This window comes from Paenibacillus solani (assembly GCF_001277345.1).
Classification (GTDB): Bacteria; Bacillota; Bacilli; order Paenibacillales; family Paenibacillaceae; genus Paenibacillus_AQ; species Paenibacillus_AQ solani.
This window is the reverse complement of record NZ_LIUT01000001.1, coordinates 3,350,556-3,368,820: the sequence shown is the minus strand read 5'-3', so window position 1 is coordinate 3,368,820 and position 18,265 is coordinate 3,350,556. Positions and strand designations below refer to the sequence as shown.

At 38.8% G+C, this 18,265-nt stretch carries 18 protein-coding genes and 1 pseudogene; 17 read left to right on the top strand and 2 right to left on the bottom strand.

All coding sequences use genetic code 11. The features are described from left to right. Positions 1-178 precede the first annotated feature (178 nt). From murQ to AM231_RS30015, 10 genes are all read left to right on the top strand, one after another. On the top strand, positions 179-1,072 hold the full coding sequence (murQ, locus tag AM231_RS15545; protein ID WP_054403342.1) for an N-acetylmuramic acid 6-phosphate etherase: 894 nt from the start codon (positions 179-181) through the stop codon (positions 1,070-1,072). Between the two features lie 13 nt (positions 1,073-1,085). Further along, entirely contained in the window at positions 1,086-2,543 is a 1,458-nt protein-coding gene (locus tag AM231_RS15540) for a PTS transporter subunit EIIC (protein WP_054403341.1), read from the top strand. Between the two features lie 48 nt (positions 2,544-2,591). Further along, on the top strand, positions 2,592-3,641 hold the full coding sequence (locus tag AM231_RS15535; protein ID WP_054403340.1) for a DUF871 domain-containing protein: 1,050 nt from the start codon (positions 2,592-2,594) through the stop codon (positions 3,639-3,641). Positions 3,642-3,687: 46 nt separating this feature from the next. Then, positions 3,688-4,578, top strand: coding sequence for a MurR/RpiR family transcriptional regulator (locus AM231_RS15530; RefSeq protein WP_054403339.1), 891 nt, complete (start codon positions 3,688-3,690; stop codon positions 4,576-4,578). Between the two features lie 300 nt (positions 4,579-4,878). Then, entirely contained in the window at positions 4,879-5,355 is a 477-nt protein-coding gene (locus AM231_RS15525) for a hypothetical protein (protein WP_054403338.1), read from the top strand. Between the two features lie 306 nt (positions 5,356-5,661). Next, positions 5,662-6,015 carry a hypothetical protein gene (locus AM231_RS28260; RefSeq protein ID WP_082341658.1) on the top strand — a complete coding sequence of 118 codons (354 nt, stop codon included), beginning with the start codon at positions 5,662-5,664 and terminating at the stop codon, positions 6,013-6,015. A gap of 252 nt (positions 6,016-6,267) precedes the next feature. Continuing rightward, positions 6,268-7,410, top strand: a complete 1,143-nt coding sequence (locus tag AM231_RS15520) for a tyrosine-type recombinase/integrase (protein WP_278044626.1) — start codon at positions 6,268-6,270, stop codon at positions 7,408-7,410. A gap of 514 nt (positions 7,411-7,924) precedes the next feature. Further along, positions 7,925-8,593 carry a Type 1 glutamine amidotransferase-like domain-containing protein gene (locus AM231_RS15515; RefSeq protein WP_054403337.1) on the top strand — a complete coding sequence of 223 codons (669 nt, stop codon included), beginning with the start codon at positions 7,925-7,927 and terminating at the stop codon, positions 8,591-8,593. Between the two features lie 631 nt (positions 8,594-9,224). Then, positions 9,225-9,770: a DUF6155 family protein gene (locus AM231_RS15510; protein ID WP_165593411.1), complete on the top strand. Its 546-nt coding sequence runs from the start codon at positions 9,225-9,227 to the stop codon at positions 9,768-9,770. Positions 9,771-9,954: 184 nt separating this feature from the next. Next, on the top strand, positions 9,955-10,431 hold the full coding sequence (locus tag AM231_RS30015) for a GNAT family N-acetyltransferase (RefSeq protein WP_082341657.1): 477 nt from the start codon (positions 9,955-9,957) through the stop codon (positions 10,429-10,431). Between the two features lie 244 nt (positions 10,432-10,675). On the opposite strand, the gene AM231_RS15500 is transcribed toward AM231_RS30015, so the two are convergent. Then, on the bottom strand, positions 10,676-11,179 hold the full coding sequence (locus AM231_RS15500; RefSeq protein WP_054403334.1) for a hypothetical protein: 504 nt from the start codon (positions 11,177-11,179) through the stop codon (positions 10,676-10,678). 354 nt (positions 11,180-11,533) lie between these two features. On the opposite strand from AM231_RS15500, the gene AM231_RS15495 reads away from it, so the two are divergent. From AM231_RS15495 to AM231_RS15460, 7 genes and pseudogenes are all read left to right on the top strand, one after another. Continuing rightward, positions 11,534-12,433, top strand: coding sequence for a hypothetical protein (locus tag AM231_RS15495; protein WP_054403333.1), 900 nt, complete (start codon positions 11,534-11,536; stop codon positions 12,431-12,433). Between the two features lie 516 nt (positions 12,434-12,949). After that, on the top strand, positions 12,950-13,384 hold the full coding sequence (locus AM231_RS15485) for a hypothetical protein (protein ID WP_054403331.1): 435 nt from the start codon (positions 12,950-12,952) through the stop codon (positions 13,382-13,384). A 290-nt stretch (positions 13,385-13,674) separates the two neighbouring features. Then, positions 13,675-14,175 (top strand): HEPN domain-containing protein, encoded by a 501-nt coding sequence (locus AM231_RS15480; protein ID WP_054403330.1) that lies wholly within the window; start codon positions 13,675-13,677, stop codon positions 14,173-14,175. Between the two features lie 331 nt (positions 14,176-14,506). After that, positions 14,507-15,051, top strand: a pseudogene (locus tag AM231_RS15475) (GNAT family N-acetyltransferase). A 247-nt stretch (positions 15,052-15,298) separates the two neighbouring features. Then, positions 15,299-15,766: a GNAT family N-acetyltransferase gene (locus AM231_RS15470; protein ID WP_054403329.1), complete on the top strand. Its 468-nt coding sequence runs from the start codon at positions 15,299-15,301 to the stop codon at positions 15,764-15,766. 240 nt (positions 15,767-16,006) lie between these two features. Continuing rightward, positions 16,007-16,990 (top strand): tyrosine-type recombinase/integrase, encoded by a 984-nt coding sequence (locus AM231_RS15465; RefSeq protein ID WP_054403328.1) that lies wholly within the window; start codon positions 16,007-16,009, stop codon positions 16,988-16,990. Between the two features lie 244 nt (positions 16,991-17,234). Continuing rightward, entirely contained in the window at positions 17,235-17,777 is a 543-nt protein-coding gene (locus AM231_RS15460) for a ribonuclease FAU-1 family protein (RefSeq protein WP_054403327.1), read from the top strand. Positions 17,778-17,994: 217 nt separating this feature from the next. On the opposite strand, the gene AM231_RS28820 is transcribed toward AM231_RS15460, so the two are convergent. Beyond that, positions 17,995-18,168: a hypothetical protein gene (locus AM231_RS28820; RefSeq protein ID WP_036642512.1), complete on the bottom strand. Its 174-nt coding sequence runs from the start codon at positions 18,166-18,168 to the stop codon at positions 17,995-17,997. Positions 18,169-18,265: the final 97 nt, after the last annotated feature.

Here is an 18,265-nt window from a genome sequence, read left to right as displayed (position 1 = left end):
CATTCTTTGGCCTCGCTATTTGATAATGATAGAATGCGGTAGTGATAATGATAGGCAGCGGGATAGAGGCGCCATTTTTCGATATAATATTGAAATAATATTACTTAATCTAATATTAATATTGTAATTTTATTTCTAATCTTATACACTAGTATCAGATAGAGGAGGAGATGATAGAGTGCTGCATGACTTGCAAACAGAGAAAAGAAATCTACTCACGATGGATTTGGACCAGCTGCCAACACTTTCGGTCCTTAGACTCATGCAGGAGGAGGATGAGAAAGTATCTTTATTGATCAGAGAGAAATTGAACGAGATCGAGCGTGTAACGGAATGTGTGATTCATAGCTTTAAACAGGGTGGCCGACTCATCTATATAGGGGCTGGTACTAGTGGTCGGATGGGGATTTTGGATGCGGTTGAATGCGTTCCCACTTTTGGTACCGATCCGAGCATGGTTCAAGGTGTGATTGCCGGCGGAGAGGAAGCTATTCGCTTCGCTGTAGAAGGAGCAGAGGATTCGCTGGAACAAGGGGAGGAAGATCTGGCGAAACTGAATTTAAGTGACAAAGATACAGTTATCGGTATTGCTGCCAGCGGTCGAACTCCCTATGTCATTGGCGCATTGCAATATGCGAGCCGGATTGGAGCGACAACAGGAAGTCTGGCATGCAACGAAGATGCCGAAATTAGTAAATATGCCAAGCACTCGATTGAAATTGTAACCGGTCCGGAAATATTGACCGGCTCGACCCGGCTTAAAGCTGGAACCGCCCAAAAAATGGTGCTGAATATGATTTCCACAGCTGCCATGATCGGTATTGGCAAATCGTTCAGCAACTTGATGGTGGATGTTCAGCCTACGAATGAAAAATTAGTAGAGCGGGCAAAAACTATGATCCAAGAGATTACGGACTGTGATTACGAAACCGCTACCAAATACTATGAAATGAGTCATCAGCATGTGAAGGTAGCAGTGATTATGATTCTTACGGGCTTAAACTATGCAGAAGCTAAGATAAAGCTGGATCAGTCGGAGGGTTTTGTACAGCGGGCCATACAATCAAATTAAAGGAGACATCAACATGGCTAAAGAAAAAGATTTGGCTTTAGGTATACTAGATACAATTGGCGGAATTCAAAACGTCGAAAAGGTAACACATTGTATGACTCGTGTCCGTCTTACTTTGAGAGATTTGGAAGCAGCTGACATCGAACAGTTGAAAAAAGTGCCTGGTGTGATGGGCGTTATTGTCGAGTCTACGCTTCAGGTCATCGTAGGACCAGGCCTGGTCGGCAAGGTTGCACTGGTAATAGCGAATATTAGCGGAGTAGAGATGGGCGAAGAAATTCCATTGAATGCTCCGAATTCCAATATAGACCGTGAACAAACGAGCAATAGAATGAAAGCCTCCCAATTAGCGTCTGAAAATAAGAAGAAGTATAAGGAACGGAATAATACACCGATTAAAAATTTTTTGAAATCGATTTCACATATTTTTATTCCTTTGGCCCCAGCTTTCGTGGCAGCTGGCTTGTTAGCAGGAATCACTGCCGTTATTGCCAACTTAATCACATCCGGTCATCTGTCCGGTGATGGCTGGCAGCAATTTAGCCTCATCCTGAATGTGATCAAGAACGGGATATTCTCCTATATGGCGATTTTTGTAGGGATTAACTCGGCCAGAGAATTTGGCGCAAGTCCATCACTGGGGGGAATCATTGGGGGAGCAACGCTGCTTACAGGTGCGAGTGCAGAGCTCCCCATTATCAACTTGTTTACAGGCGATCCACTCATTGCTGGACAAGGCGGGATCATCGGCGTTGTTCTGGCTGTATGGATATTATCTCTAATCGAGAAAAAGCTGCATAAAGTTATTCCGAATTCGATCGATCTCATTGTAACCTCCTTCATTAGCGTGTTGGTAACTGGTCTGTTGACCATCTTCGTCATTATGCCATTTGCTGGCTTTATTGCAAGTTATCTGTTGATAGCGGTTAACTGGATTCTAGCCGTTGGAGGGGCACTATCCGGATTCTTGTTAGGCGGAATTTGGCTGGTGATGGTTATGCTCGGAATGCATCATATTATGACTCCGATTCATATTGAGCTTATCAATCAGACTGGAGTTACTATACTGCTGCCAATCCTGGCTATGGCAGGCGCTGGGCAGGTTGGTGCAGCACTTGCGCTGTGGGTTCGCTGCTACAAGAATAAACCGCTTATCAATATCATCAAAGGTGCCTTGCCTGTTGGGGTAATGGGAATCGGCGAGCCGCTTATTTACGGTGTAACTCTTCCTTTGGGCAAGCCATTTGTCACAGCATGTTTGGGTGCAGGATTTGGCGGGGCCGTGATTGGCTATTTCGGTAATGTTGGAGCCATTGCTATCGGAGCATCAGGGATCGAAATGCTTCTCTTGATCGCAGACGGTAAATGGTGGATATACTTGCTCGGCCTTATCACAGCATATTTCTTTGGGTTTCTGTGCACTTACTTTTTCGGCGTACCTAAAGAAGCAAGATTGCCTAAAGAAGCTTAAAACTATTGAACTCTAAACATACGATGAACTAAAAGGAGTTTTGGAACCATGGCTGGAGTACTTGTTTCATTGACAGAACAAAGCATAGACCGTACTATAGAATACTTGGCTTTCATGCGACCATACGGGTTTGATACGATATTCACTTCATTGCAGATTCCCGAGGAAGCGGCAGAGAATCTTATGGATCCGCTAGGGCAAATCGGTCGATTTGCTGAGGAGCATAAGATGGAATTGATGGTGGATGTGTCCCCAAGAACTTTTGAAAACTTCACGCTGGATCAGTTGAAGCAGCAGGGCGTCACAGGACTGAGAATAGATAACGGGATGGAAAATGCCGAGATTGCAGCGCTAACTCATAATTGGCAGGTTTCTCTTAACGCCAGCACAATTGATCCTTCCTTTCTGGACGAGCTTAGAAATTTGAACGCAGATTTTGCCTCTCTAGAAGCTTGGCATAATTATTACCCACGACCGGAGACGGGCCTTGAATGGGGCACATTCAAATCCCAGAACGAATGGTTAAGATCTCAGGGGCTGAAGGTGGGTGCCTTTGTTCCGGGTGACGGTCAATTGCGGGGGCCTTTATATGAAGGGTTGCCTACTCTGGAGCAGCATCGTTACCAATCGCCATTTGCAAGCTTTCTCGAGCTGCATACTGAAGGAGCCGTGGATCTTGTCATCATTGGGGATTTATCGCTAAGTGAGTGGACCATGTCCCAGTTTAAGTCTTGGCATGAAGGAAGCGTGCTGGTTGGCGTCCGGGGACAGCTGCCGTCCCATGTGTGGAGTGAAACTCATCATAACCGGCCGGATATCGCGCGTGATGTAATCCGTTCAGAGGATGCGCGAAGATATTTTAAAGGGGATATTCCTCCGGAGAATTGTGTAGAGCGGCCTCGGGGAGCACTGACCCTGGATAATGATAATTACAAGCGCTATAAAGGCGAGTTTCAAATGGTGCTGAATCCATTGCCTCCTGATGAACGGGTGAACGTAATCGGATATGTGACCGACGAGGATCTTTCATTACTGCCATTCTTGCAAAAAGGGCGTTATTCATTCCGTTTTGTTGCTAGAGAGCCGAATAGGGAATAATATAATAATGTATTGCTATTTTAATTGATTAGATGGAGGCGTTAGCGTGGGTTTTGGTCAGATTTTATCACGAATTGAGAATGTGATACCTAAATTGACGCAGTCCGAGCAGAAGGTGGCCAGGTTTGTCCTGTCAGTTCCTGAAGAAGTTATGTTTATGTCCGTTCAGGAGATGGCGAGCCGCTCCCTATCCAGCAGTGCTTCCGTTGTCCGCTTTTGTCGCTCCCTAGGCTTGAAGGGCTTCCCGGAATTAAAAGTGGCGTTATCGGCCGATCTAGCCCAGGACCAAAAATCTGGCTATTACGATCTAAACAAAAATGAGAATACCACCGATCTGGTTGATAAAATTCTATCCAACGCGGTTCAGTCTTTGAGGGATACAGTGGGCCTGCTCGATACGAAAATGATAGAAAAGACAGCTCATGACCTGTATAACGCACCGGCTATTTTCGCCTACGGTGTAGGTGCGTCTGCTCTGGTAGCGGAGGACATCGCACAGAAATGGCTTCGTTTAGGAAAGAATGTTTATGCGCTGTCTGATATTCACGTTCTAACGATGAGTATGGCAAATGCGCCTAAGGGCAGCGTGTTCATAGGGATTTCTTACAGCGCGGCTACGAAGGAAGTCGTCCAGCTCATGAAATTTGCTAAAAAAATGGGGCTGGTGACGATCAGCTTCACGGGTTTTGGAAAAAGTGAGCTTTCAGAACTCAGCGACTATAATCTGTTTACTTCCCTAGCTCCAGAAGCCAAGGTCAGAAGTGCAGCGACGGGTTCGAAGCATAGTCAATTTTTCATTGTAGACGTACTGTATTATGTTTGCGCATCGATTGATATTGAAACCTCACTCGACAAAATTCAAAGGACCAGTGATGCGATCCAAGATCTAAAGCAGTTTGATACAACCGATCGAAGTAATCGAGAGAAGAATGATTGAATGCTGCATCTATAGATGGCTCGCATGATTAGATGAGTCTCTAAGATAAAGATGCCGGATATTCGGTGGTTACATTGGTCATAACTTTTAGTTAATCAAGAGGTTGCTGAGTAGAGGGTTAGCGGAAGAGTGTCAGTCCGCGTTTCTACGTGCATAAATAACAAATAAAGTTTGGAGAGTCCCCTTTAAGTAGACAGCGTGTAACTAGCGCATTGGAGTTTACTTGGAGGGGGTTTTTTTAAGAAAATTATCGTTTAGCGCATGAGACTGTTAAATCATAACCGAGAGGATTGAGCTTTTGTGAAACAATTAGAGAATTCGATATTAAATTTTATAGAGACAATGAATAAATATCCTCAAATAGAATCCCCAGTTGTTAAGAAAGGTAAAGTGCGTTATAGGTCAGAATCTGTAAACCTACAAGTAGATGACAAAATTCATCTTTCTCCTGAGTTGAAATATTTTTATGAACATTGTGAAATAATTTGTGATGTTCAGCATGATGGTCATGAGCTAAAAAGCATGGGGATTGATTTAGGAAATGCACTTTTTAGTCTTTGGTCTTCTAAAAATCTTGTTCTTAGACAAGATGGGTTTCGGTGGATTGGAATAGAACGGAAAGAAGATCCAAATTGGAATCCATTTTGGCTCGTCATTGCAGATGTAAATGATGATCCTATCGTAGTTGTAACTGATAAAGAAGGATCGCCAGTCATGGCATCTTATGAGGGAGGCGCTCTTTTTCCGATTTTTTGGATTACCTTTCAGCTACAATAGAATTGATAAAGGAAAAATATAATGGGGAAATCATAGATGAGGAATCTTGTGAATTGCTCGAAGGATTTATAGAAGGTTTAAAAGAGATGCTAATTAAGGTGAATAATAGCAATGAACTTATTGATAATTTTATCGATTATTTATATGGTTAGGCAGACAAGATTGGAAATAGGTAGATGGTTGCAAATTTAATATATATGCAGACAATCTTATTTTTGATACAATAGTAAAAATATTGCTTTTCAAACGAGACCATTACATACACTTTCTCTACTGACATCTCGTGTTAAGAAGGGAGGTGAATTAATGAAAAAAGTAGTTTTGATCTTATTATTAGCGTGTTTTTCTTTTTCTACTAGCGCATTTGCTGCCTACACTGCAACATCCCATGATTTATACGTTGGCCAATCTGCTCAATATAAATTAAGTGTTGGCCTCTGGAGTTCTACGAATGAAACGGTTGAGCTCTCGCTTTATTCCAAAGGACCATCCGGTCAGCTTAGTAGAGTATTCTCTACCACTGTGAATATTGGCCCAACCACCCCAAGTCCTGTCGAGTATTCAGTAGGTTATCTCAGCCCAGGAACTTATGTCGTTAAAGGTGAATTCCAAGGCTCTTCTGGTAGTCTCGGACCTGTTAGTTTGAATCAAGTTTATTAATGAAATGCTAGGGTTGAGAACGGCCAAGCGAGATTTCAATCGTTTGGTCGTTTTGTTATTAGAATTGGAATTGCTTTGATGATGAGGTTGAAATCTGATGCGGCTTCGTTCTTTTGATAGAATTGATTACGAATTCCTATACTGATATATTTTTTATGATATAAAATAATGGCGTTATTCCAAAAGCATTGGAGATTTCCGCGTGAGCGGGAGTCTCCTTTTTTTATTTGATAAGAGAAGGGAGAGAGGAATATGGTGAAGGAGAAGGAGCAGAAGAAGCACCCCTATGTTGCTTTGTATGATGGCAACTCGAGTATATTGCTAAAAGTACCCTATGTTTCGGAATGGATTGGATATGTACGCCGAATTCCCGGCCGCACATGGGATAAGGACAAAAAAGTATGGCAGGTACCGGCAGAACATGAGACGATGATGATATTATGCAATTTTTTAGAAACCATTCCTGTAAAAACGATGGACCGGTCATTATATGAGCGTTTCCCTGAGCTGGTTAGGCTCTGCACACCGGAGGATTATGCAGCAATGGAGAAGCTGGGCGATTTGCTAAGAAGGAAGGGATACAGCAGCAAAACGCGTAAAGCATATCTTGGTCATGCTGAGCGTTTTATTCGGCAATCCGCAGTATCGGTTGAGGGAGTGACCTCTGCACATTTGGATGATTATTTCATGCGACTAATTGAGGAAGGACGTTCCCGTTCTTATGTAAATCAGGCCATAAGCGCACTTCGATTCTGGTTTAAGGAGACACTTAAACGAAGTGGTTTTTCCAAGGCATGGGTACGCCCAAAATCTGATCAAACGCTTCCCACGGTATTATCAGAAGATGAGGTGCTGGCGTTGTTTAAATCCACACAGAATCTAAAACACAGGCTGCTTCTAACTCTTGTTTACTCTTCTGGCCTACGCGTCAGTGAAGTCGTCCGCTTACGTAAACAAGATATCGATGTCTCCCGCATAATGATCCATATCAGACAAGCGAAAGGTCGCAAAGATCGGTACAGTCTCCTGTCCGCAACGGTGATCGGGATGATGCAGACATATTTGAAGACCCATGCGGTGCTGGACTATCTATTTCCTGGAGCCGACAAGAGTGCCGGGCATCTCACGGAGCGTTCAGCCCAGTATATGTTCGAGCGGGCCAAACGAAAAGCAGGAATTGTAAAGAAAGCCTCGATCCACACATTACGACATTCATTCGCTACGCACTTACTCGAGAATGGCACCGACCTGAGGCATATTCAGGAACTCCTCGGCCACTCCAGCCTGAAGACAACCGAAATTTACACACATGTCGGTCTAAAAAATCTTCAGCGCATCCAAAGCCCGCTGGACCGTCTCATGGGGAACAAGCTGCCAGAGACAGGGGAGGATTGACCACCTGTTCGTCTAATATATAGGTATGCGTGTATTATACGAATTCGTCCATTTGGCCTAGAGGGGAGAATGGGCGAATTCGGGGAAAAGATGTTATCTGCAAGATCTGCCCCAAGAGAATTCTGAAGGTGTATCGTCCGCAACGTCCTGTTGCTTGAAGAGAAATGTATATATTTTTGCTTATAAAGACATGATTGAAGGCGGATCGGGGAAGTTAGCGTGGCAATAATCAGCAGGACATGTTTTGAAAGTGGTTCGAGAGGTAAATGGAATAATAGTTGAAATTCATTTTTATGTAAATAAACATAAGATTCAAGTCATTGGCTCTGTTAACGTGGAAACATATTTCTCATACTTCAATTCCATGTTATGGTAATACAGAGTTGGGTTTATGAAAAGTATACAAGGGAGTGTAAGCGAAATCGCTGAAGAACCGTTCATCTTTCAGCTTGTATAATATGTTTTATCGTTAAGAATGGATGAATGTAAATAGTACATATGGAGGTAATTAAGTTTGAATACCCACTACTATCTCAGTTGGTTTAATGATTTTTTTCCAGAGAAGCTGGTCAAATGGTTGCATGAGGATATAAAAGACAGAAAATCGCTTGTTATGATCAGCGCTCAACCGTCTGGTTATAAAGGTGAGCAAGTTAACACTGATGATGTTTTTGAAAGGACATGGTTTAATCAGGCTAACATTATTTTTGATGAATATCATTTTATTGATCACCGCATGCAGAAGGAAGATGCCCAGCGATTAATTCAAAACGCTTCTGTCATTTTTTTATGCGGTGGAAATCCTGTTTTGCAGAACGATTTTTTGGCTAAATATGAATTGTCGGATGCGATTAAGAACAGCAATGCCGTTATAATGGGTGCCAGCGCCGGTGCGATAAACATGGCTGCAAAATGGTTATGCTCGAAAAACACTGGCTATGAAGTTGAAACAAGTACTATTTATGATGGTATAGGCTTTGATCATTTTGCCTATGAATCTCATTCTAAACTCGACTACGCCGCGCTGGTTCAAGGCGACCTGTTCCCCTTATCTGAAAAGATTGATGTTTATGCGGCAGAACAGGAGAGCGCTATGCGTGTAAATGATGGCAAAATAGACATAATGGGTAAAGTGTATTTAATTTCACACTCAAAGATTCAGATATTGGTTGAGACGCTCTAATTAGGATGAGTGGCTGTTACCTAACATTGGAATACTGTTTTTAAACAGATGCAATCTTAATATCCCTAGGATTTATTGTTGGGCAGAAATGGTAATTTTTTAGACCGCCTTCAATGGCGGTCTTTCTATGCTGGGCGGATGCTATCTGCTCATTTAGCAGGAACATGTTTTGAAAGTGGCTCAAGAAGTTAATGGACAATAGTTTGAAATACATATTTGTGAAAGTAAGTACAAGGTGTAAGTCGTTCAATAAAATTTTGAAGACTGTTGTGGGGTGAGCCAGAAGAAGGTAGTATGAGATAAAGTGAAATTACATTTTTAGTAAGAAAGTCCAGTTGATAAGAACAATTGAAGATCGATTAAAACGATTAAAAACATGATTAGAGCCGAGGGTCGACGTCCTGTCTTTATTCAGAGAAGTGGGGCAGACCCAGCAGATAACATTATATTCACACGGCGGGGGACAAGCCCCCTTGGTCTGCCCGAGGCAATTCGGGGAAGTGGAATCAGGCAGACAACCCTGCGAGGCTAAGTCCTGCGGACCCAGTCGCTGCTCTCCTTTAAGCCTCTCTGGTTCGTGAATACACAAACGTTATGTGAAAGATCTGAAATACAATTAAGCGAGGGTACTATGATGTCAAAATTAAAAATAAACGATCTAAAAAAATACTTAAAACTACTTGATAGGCAGCAACTCGAGAAAGAGATTATTTCTATAGTTAAAACACATTCAGAAATACAGGACTACTATTTTGCTAAGCTTAATCCTGATAATGAAGATTTACTGGAAAAATATAAAAAAATAGTAGAAAAAGAATTTAATCCAAGAAGTAGAGAAATTTTGAGATATCCAGTTATTAAGAAAGCTATTAAAGATTTTAGCAAGTTAACTACGAATCAAGAGCAAGTTATAGATATAATGTTATTCACAGTAGATTGTGGTATAGATTTTACTAATACTTTTGGGGACATAGATCAGAAATTTTATCACTCAATAGCAAGAATATATGATCAAGCAGTTGCAATAATAGTCAAACATGAAAAAGATGATTATATAGAATGGTGCCATAAGCTCATGGTTTCCAGTCAGGACATTGGATGGGGATTTGGGTTTGATATGAGCGATATATACAATGAAGCATTTGGGCATCTCGAAGAAGACAGATCCATCACATAACACTGTATCTACGCTGCGGGCTTTCCCCTTCTTGGTTCGCGAGAAGATTTATGCAAAGAAGTGAATCAGCGAACAACCCTGCGAGGCTAAGTCCTTCAGACCCGTTCGCTGACGCTCTCTTAAGCCTCTCGGGTTCGTAGATACAAGAACGTTATCTGAAAGCTTGGCAAACTATTAAAAAGGGCTGATAAACATTTCATTTATAATTAGACAATTTAAAAGTGCTGATAAAGAAATAATAAAGAAATTAAATATCGACGGATTAAATCAATTTGGTGCAAGTATTGGTGACCCAGCTTTAGATAAAGATTTAGACAAGATTGAAGAATTATATATTGCTAATGGTGATTTCCTTGTCGGAACTGTAGATGAAAATCTCATATGTATGGGTGCATATAGGAAAGTAGATGAAATAACAGCGGAAATCAAACGGATTAGGATTAAGATGGAATTTCAGGGTAGAGGATATGGTAGCCAGATTCTTGCCGCTCTAGAAAAGTCTGCAGAATATAAAGGTTATACGAGATTAATATTGGATACAACAAGCAGACAGATTCCTGCTCAAAAATTGTTTCTCAAGAATAATTACATTGAATTTTCAAGACGCAAATATGATGAAATGGAATTAATATATTATTGCAAGATATTAAAGGATAATTAGTAAGCAAATGCTTCGATGGCCAAGCCTTCAGATAACATTATATTCACGCAACGGTCCGGCTGGCGCCGTCCCTTGGTCCGCCCGAGGCATTTCGAGAAGTTGAATCTGGCGGACAACCCTGCGAACCTAACCGCAGTCGCGGCCGGCAGCTGAAGCTGCCTTAAGGTTCTCGGGTTCGTGAATACGGTAACGTTATAGGAAATAGAAGCAAAGATTGATTTAAACAATACAATTCAAAAGCAAATCAGGAAACAGATTGTTTATCAATTGAATGTTTTTTAATTTTCTTCATCTCAGTTTCAGTTATATGTTTACTTGTTTTTGGATCAAAAAAGTCAGACTTAAAAACTTCTAAATCTTGAGTATAGACAGCTAATCGAATATAAATATTAGGATTATTGTAATCTTCCTCTTCAGGTAGCCACCCTACTGAAGACGTATTAGGTAAAACATTTCGGTTAATGACGTCTCCATCGGGCCCAACAACTTGTGTGACATATCTTATTCGAGAGATTAAATTATCGAATTCGTATTTTTCAATGTATATTTCGGTAATATAAGTTGCTCTTTGAGAAGTATTTACTAGTGCATATTGGTACTGTTGTTCTTTTCCTGCTCCCAACGTACTTATCGCTAACCTAACATTCAAATGTAGCTTTTCTCTATCTTTCTTCTGCTTGGCTGCAATAAGTATTGGAACTACGATACTTCCTATTATCGTTACAAACAAAGTCAAAGTCCCTAACATGCTTCATCTCCATTCTATAAAAAATGAGACATTATTTATATGAGTTAGATTTTACACGAAGAAGTATATAAATGAAAAACCTAATTTCAAAGGACTTTCCGAAAAACAACCCGGATTTCAATTCATGAGAGTAATTCAATGATGACTTCTACTTCCTATAACAAAATATCCACGCATCGAGCCTGGCGGCTCCTCGGTCCGCCCGAAGGGGATTAGCAGGGAAGTGGAATCAGGCGGACACATCCGCACCGACTAACCGCATCGGGCCGGCTGCGGGCGCAGCCTTAAGTCGGTGGGACGTCGTGGATACAGTAACGTTATGTGAAATCGCAATAAATTAGGAGGAGAGAGAACGTGAAAGATAATATGAAGAAAGTTCAATATTACCTAGATAAAGTCAAATTACGGCATCCTATGGGGATACTAATTCTTAAATATCTAATTATTGTAGCTCTTATCTTTTTACTAATAAAAATATATCTTTGTTATTCACGACAAGTAAATGTGGCCTTAAAGATGGGGGTTGAATCTCCTGGTGTAGTAGCGATATTAGCATCATTACTCGGTGCAACAGTAGGTGGGGTTATTACATATTTTACTACTACTCGTTCTTTGATTCAGGGTAATCACATAAAGAGTTCAATAATAAATAAAAAAACTATTTATGAACCTTTACATATAGAATTGAAGAATTTAATGAATGAGCTTGTTGAAAACGATATTATTCATTTATCTACAAATCCAAGTAATAGACACGGGGGCACTACAGAATTTGAGGTATGGACTAGAATAAAGAATGACTCAAGATTGTATCAGTTACCTGAGTATTTAAAAATAGATCTGCTAAATTTGGAGGATAAGATTTTTAGCTACGTAAAACAAAGAAACAGTATAGGCAACAATGCTTTTAAATACCTGAAAACACAGCTCGAATCTTTAGGTTACAAGATTAGTGAAAATGAATCAGGAATTGAATCATGTTTTGACATTGAGGATTTGATAAAGCGGCAAACAGATATTTTAAAAACGAGCATTCTCAACAATAAGATTCTTGGAATGCCTGATATATTAGAAGAAGATAAAGAAATGCTAAATGTTAGATTCAATGCTTACATACACAATACAACTGATATCACTGAGTTAGAAAGTAGCAAACATAAGCTCACTATTTCAATTAAATCACTTGTCGATATTATTGAACTAATCATTATCACAATTACTAATAAGTATGAGAGACAAAGTAAATTATATTAGATTGGAGGAGTTAATATGCATGTATTCAAAAGAGAAATCAAAGAGAAGATGATTCGGAATTTTGAGTCAAAGCATCCAGATCTCTTACTTTATCTGGATAACCCATATATATCCGAATTGTTAGATGGAATATTCGATGTAGTTGCTGAAGAAATTTGTGATTTAAAGAACGACTCTGTATCAATAAAAGATCTAAATCGACGAAGATATTAGAAAGTTGATTCAAGAGGCATGCGACTTCACATAACAATATTTTCAAGCTTCAGGGCATTCGCCCTTCGGTCCGTAGATGGATTTCGAAGTAGAAAGTACAGCCGGACACATCCGACTACGTCGGACGTCTTGAATACAACAACGTTATATGAAACCGATGTAAAGAAATAGGTAGGTGTATCAATGAATTTAAATTATGAAGATCGATTTCTTTCAGTTCTTAGAAATCAGATGGAAATTAAGGCCCTAGAGATGTAGCTGTATGAGCATGTTGAAAAGCTGGAGGAATCTTTAGGTAGAGATATGTGTTTCAAATTACTTGATCTTAACTATAAATCAAAATTTGTAATAGATGAGCTTGAACCTATATTAGTTAAGATATTGGGTTTTGACTCAGTTGAAGATTTTATTATCAGAGATCTTTTGATTCGACTTATGCAAACAAATGATGACGATGAGTTTATAAATATATGTAGGAGTATTTATCATGAGTATTGTAATGGATATAACTTTTTCAGATTAATGGCTCTTAAATACATAGTTTATGATTATGATTTTCAATTACATGACCCTGTTGCAAAAGCTGATTTTTTACTGAATAATCGAGCGGAATTTATTGAAGAAGGAAAGAGACTTTTAAGGTTTTTTGACTCCGGAGCGTTAAAAATATTTGACATTAAACAGTACATTGATTTAAGAACTAAAAATGAAAAAATAGAAGAAGATTATTGGAAGTAGTTCTAGGAGACATCGGCATCATATAACAATATGTTCACGCATCGGGGGCAAGCCCCGCTCGGTCCGGGAGGAACAGTCGGAGAAGTGAATGCCGGGACACATCCGACACACGTCGGACGTCGTGAACACGAGAACGTTATCGGAAATCAGCTAACACATAATAACCCTCAATAGTTCATTGATTAGAAGCTATTCACCTAACGGGCAGGATAGTTGAAACGTCCCTCGAAAAATTATTTATTTGTCATATGGAAACATAAAAATTGTAGATTTTATTGGAGTGAATTTTTATGGAAAATGAAAATCGTTCGATAACATTCTTAAAAATGCATAAAAATCCTACGACAGATTTGAAATCAGATGAAGATTATTTAAGATGGTCAGAAAAATGTCTCAACGAAGCGAATGCGTATTATGAAGTATCATTTAGATGTAAGGATATGATTTATAATGATTACAGGAACGCATTTTTAACAAATGTTTCATTTGCATGTGAACTATATTTGAAATATTTGCTTTTAATTCAGAGTATTGATTGTAGAAAAGAACATAATCTCTATAAATTATTCAAGAAATTACCTGAGCAAATAAAAGAAGAGTTAAAGAAAAAGCACCCTTGTGGAAATATTTCAATAGATAAGTTCGAACTAGAACTTGATGAAATTGGTCAAGCATTTATGATTTTCCGTTACATGTATGAGCGAGGGAATATGGCATATAATTTTCAGTTTTTGATGGAATTATTATTTACTCTTCATAGCTTAATTAATAATAATAAAAAGGATGAGTGATTTTTATTTATCCTTTTTGCAGTAAAGGAGCTATATTCAAGCTGATTAAGCTAACGGGACACGATAGTTAAAGATAACCAAAGTTGAGGGATATTTCAAAGAAGACGCTGACATCCGATAACACAGCATTCCTACTGCGGGCATTCGCCCTTGATCGCCAAGGGGGATATAAAAAATGAAGTGGATTCAGGCGATACATTCAACCAGCTAAGTCTGACGACCCGTTCCCTTTGGTCACTTAAGCTGCTTGAACGTCAGGAATGCGAAACGTTATCGGAAATCAGCAAACCATATCTTAATTCATAAACTTTCTTTATAGGGAGATAATAACATGTTAACAGTTGATATACGCAGACTAAGTATTAATGACACTAAAGAGCTAAATCACTTTTTTAGACTCGTAATTACTGACACATTTATCAAAGAAGGAATTGGTGAGAAGTCAGAAGATATTGAAAAAGAAATCAATACAAAATAAACCACTTAATAAGGGACATAGAAAGTGATGGAGAGGATCACTATTTTTTAATTGCTGAGCATCAAGGAACTATTATCGGTTCCATTGAAATAGGACCTGCTAATAAGATTATCCGTAATAATATTAATAATGAAATAATCGATCTTATTGAACTGGATACAGTATTTGTTCATCCTGATTATCAAGAAAAGGGGATTGGTAATTTACTTTTGAAAACAATGTATTCTTCAATGCGCCTAAAAGGAATAAAAGAATTTGTTCTAGATAGTGGATATAAGAAAGCCCAAAGTATCTGGAGGAAAAAGTTCGGAGAACCTAATTACTTATTAAAGGATTATTGGGATAAGGGATACGACCATATGATTTGGAAAATCAAGACTGATGATATATCGAAATAATTGTAAGTATTACGAAGGAGTCGCTGACATCCGATAACACAGTATCTACGCTGCGGGCCGTTCGGCCTTTGGTTCGTGAGAAGTGTTAGGCATAGAAGTAGATTCAGCTCACAACCCTGCGAGGCTAAGTCCGTCGGACCCGGTCGCATCCGCTCCCTTAAGCCTCTCGGGTTCGTAGATACAACAACGTTAAGTGAAATATTCGTAAGAACATTTTAAATCGATAGAAGCTTATATGAGGTGGGATATGGAAGTCTTACAAACATATGATTACGAGCTTATTAGTAGGCTGAATCAGGAAGTTCAAGAATTACATAGACAGATGTATCCTGAGTATTTTAAACAATATGATCCCGATGCTGCGAAAACTTTTTTTAAACAAATCATAAACGACCCAAGATTTATCTTTTATGTTGCGCGAGAAGAAGATCAAGTTTTGGGATATGCTTGGGTGGAGATACGAGAGTATAAAGAAAGTGCATTCCGTAATGCGTATCAATCTCTATTTATTCATCATCTGAATGTCCTTAGTGCATTTAGGCATAGGGGAGTAGGAAATGGATTAATAAATAAAGTTATTGAAGTAGCTGAAAGTAATAAAGTAAATAAAATTGAATTAGATTATTGGGTGAACAATGAAGTAGCTAGGAGTTTCTATAAGAACAAAGGATTTATGAAATTTAAAGAATTTGTTTACAAAGATATACGAAATTAGGAACAGTATCTGAAAGCTTGATCGAGGATGACGAATACATCACTTAACATAGTATCTACGCTTGGGCCGTTCGGCCATTGGTTCGCAGAAGAGGCAAGCAGAGAAGCGGATTCAGCTCACAACCCTGCGAGGCTAAGTCCGTGGGACCGGGCGCATTCGCGCCTTAAGCCTCTCGGGTTCGTAGATACAGGAACGTTAGCTGAAATTACTGTGAACAATTAAAAATAAGGGGGAATTTAATTGAATTATTTAGAATCTATAAATAAGTTTATTGCGGCAAAACAGGAAGCATTTGTACAAGTTCAAGGCTATGAGAAAGACCTACTAATTTTTTGGAGGTTTTTAGAAACTAAGAAAGTAAATGAAGATACATGGAATCATGTCTTGGGTGGAGCCAACACTGATTTAGTACTTGAATGCCTAAAGTTTTATGTTGATTTTAACAAAGTTAACTCTATGTCAACTGCAAACAGATTCATTTCAGTATTAGCTGAATACTTTCAATTTGCTATTGAACATCAGCATATATCGAATAAAGAATTATACGAAGAAATGAATGCACCTATATATAGTGATCGATCGTTTAGAGCAAGAATAAACTCTTGGATCTCTAAGAACCTAAAGGATAAGGAAGCTACAAGGATTTTTAGTGAGTCTGAAATACAGAAGCTAATTAAAGATTGTAATGATACATTAGACTTACTAAATAATGAGGAATCTGATTACTTTGATAAGAAGTTTGTTCCAGCACTTATTCTTAAAATATTGGTTTTAACTGGAATGAAATATAAGAAAGTGCCTAAGTTAACTTTGAGCGACTTAAATCTACGATATGGAACTATTAAGATAAACAATTATATTATTCATATGCCCCATAGACTTATAGATCAATTTGAAATGTATCTCTCTTTACGAGAGGATAAGACTAAGTCAAACTTCTTGTTTATTAAATCAAATGGTGATCAAATACCTGAACAAACCAGCAATACAGCATATTTTCTTGGAAGTCTGACAACGAGAACTGACATTCAAGGCATTATTAAATATGTAATTGTTCAGATGCTTGGTAAAGGTATAAGCGTAGATATAATCTCAGAATTTACAGGAGTGGGCAAAACAATAATTGATGATTGCTTAAATTTTATTAATAAGGACTTATTCAATGATAGAAATACATTACTAGATGCTAGGATTAGAGAACTAAATACATTTAAACATTTATAAATATGATAGTATTTCGAGAGGACAGTAACATCTGCTAACATTGCATTACCGCAGCGTTCGCTACGCTCCCTAGGTCACCCAGGGGAAGTTTCGTAGAAGTATAATCAGGTGACACATCCAACCGGCTAAGTGGCAGAGCCACCCGAACCTACGGTCCTTAAGCCGTTTGAACGTCGGTAATGCGTGAACGTTATCGGAAATTAATGCAAAGAAAATAAAATAGGAAGTAATTCGGAGGTGTGAAATGAAAAGAAAACATGCAAATCGATTAGACTGGCATCGAGTAATAAAGAAAGATTTTGTAAGCAGGTTTCTCGATGAGGAAGGCTTTAAAGGGCATATTACCTTAATCAGTATTCATGAAGTAACGGAACCCTTAATAAGAAGAATTGCGGATCAAGAAATCTGTTTAGTCGATGAAGGTTATTGTTGGATGCAGCACTTTCCTGAGGAAGCAAATTATTGTGTTACTACAATGCTTAATAATAAGAAAGAAATAGTTCAATGGTATTTCGATGTAACCAAGAGCAATGGTATATGTGAGGAGGGTATTCCCTATTGGGAGGATCTTTATCTTGATGTTATCGTTTTTCCTGACGGTGACTATTATATACAGGATGAAGATGAGCTAGAAGAAGCTTTAAATAGCAATGACATCACAGAAGATGAATACCTACTGGCTAAGAATATAGCGGATAGTTTAGTAAGGGAAATTGAAGCAAAGCAGCATATTATTTTGAAGAATACTTTGAAACACTTTAATTACATGATTCAGGTATCTCAATGAAGGCACTAACATCCGATAACACTGTATTCAAGCTGCGGGCCGTTCGGCCCTTGGATTGCCAAGAAGATAAGAAACAAGGAAGCGGATTCAGGCAATCAACCCTGCAAGGCTAAGTCTTCGACCCGGTGCTGTCGCACCTTAAGCCTTTCGGGTTCGTGAATACTGAGAACGTTATCTGAAACCGGTGCAACACACAGAATGATACTAGAAGATTAAACTAATTATCTGTAGGAATGGGACCATTTTTCTTCTCATAGTCATGGATATGCTGCTCAATTAGATATTCAATTTGCATAGCAATAGAACGTTTGTTTTTATCTGCAATATATTTAATTTTTTGAAAATTCGTATCCTCTAATCTTAAAGTGAAGACTCTTTTATTAGTTGCCACAATTGTCTCTCCTTATTGGTGATAGCACTATATTATCACTTAGAAGTCACAAAGAATACATCCATATTGACATCACTATGAAATCACCATAGAATGG